The following is a 1645-nucleotide window of genomic DNA, read 5'->3' as shown; positions in this document are numbered from 1 at the left end:
GAACTGGTGCGCCTGCATAAGGAAGATGGTTTATCATTTAAAAATGTCATCACTTTTAACCTTGATGAATACTATCCCATGAAGCCCGATGCGGCCCAAAGCTATGTTACTTTCATGTACGAGAATTTGTTTAGTCATGTGGATATTGAGCCTGCCCAGGTGCACATCCCGGATGGAACCCTGGATAAAGATGCCGTGGTGGCTTTCTGCCTGGCTTATGAGCACCAGATTGAGGAATTAGGCGGCCTTGACCTGCAGATCCTGGGCATTGGCCGTACCGGCCACATCGGCTTTAACGAGCCGGGATCGGCACCCAACTCGGGTACCCGCCTGGTTACTTTGGATGATTTGACCCGYAATGATGCTTCCCGYGATTTTGGGGGYAAGGCCAATGTGCCTACCAAAGCCATCACCATGGGTATYGGCACCATTTTTAAAGCCCGCGAGATCATCCTGATGGCCTGGAGCGCCAAGAAAGCMCCTATTATTAAAAAAGCGGTGGAAGGTGAGATCTCSGGCGAGGTACCRGCTACCTACCTGCAGCTATCCCAGCATGTGGAGTTTGTACTGGATGCGGCCGCSGCTTCTGARCTAACCCGYTTTGATACCCCATGGCTGGTAAAAGATTGTTCATGGGATGATAAAGTATTRAAGAAAAAAGCGGTGATCTGGCTGGCYGATACCATYGGCAAACCGGTATTGAAACTCACCGAAGAAGATTATAATAACCATGGTATGGCGCAGTTAGCGGTAGAGCAGGGACCGGTTTATAACATCAACATTGATATTTTTAACCAGATCCAGCATACCATTACCGGCTGGCCGGGCGGCAAGCCGGATGCGGATGATTCACAAAGGCCGGAAAGGGCTTTGCCTGCCAAAAAACGTTCCATCATTTTCTCYCCRCACCCGGATGATGATGTGATYTCCATGGGCGGTACYTTTATCCGCCTGGTTGACCAGGGGCATGATGTGCACGTAGCTTACCARACATCGGGCAATACCGCTGTTTGGGATGATGATGTRTTGCGTTACATGGAGTTTGCTATTGATTTTACCAACAGCATCGGCGAGGATAGCGGTCATTTGAGCTCCTTATAYGAGGAGATGCGTGCCTTTTTCCCGCAGAAGCAGCCTAACCAGRTTGATACCCGCGARATCCGCAATGTGAAAGGTTTTATCCGCAAAACAGAAGCCATCTCGGGTGCACGTTACGCGGGTTTGCCCGATGACCATATCCACTTTATGGCTTTGCCTTTTTAYGAAACGGGTAAAACCAAGAAGAACACRGTRGGCGAGGAAGATATTTTGTTAACCATGGAGCTGCTGCAGAAAATAAAGCCGCACCAGATTTTTGCTGCCGGCGATTTTGCTGATCCAAACGGTACTCACCTGGTTTGTTTCAACATTATTCTGGCTGCTTTGAACCGCCTGAAAGCTACCGAGGATTGGGTGAAGGATTGCTGGCTGTGGATGTACCGCGGCGCATGGCACGAGTTTGAAACTTACGAGATTGAAATGTCGGTGCCTTTATCTCCTGAAGAAGTGATCCGCAAGCGGAATGCCATCTTCAAGCACCAGTCCCAAAAGGATCGCCCGGTGTTCCCGGGGGATGATGCAAGGGAGTTCTGGGTGAGGGCTGAAG

At 49.9% G+C, this 1645-nt stretch carries 1 protein-coding gene; it reads left to right on the top strand.

The window, feature by feature from the left end:
• On the top strand, positions 1-1645 hold a 1645-nt coding region (locus AC1DPZ_RS26755; protein WP_477409231.1), incomplete at both ends, for a PIG-L family deacetylase.

Source organism: Mucilaginibacter sp. P4_G9, from assembly GCF_056400985.1.
This window is presented reverse-complemented; position numbering and strand designations above follow the sequence as displayed.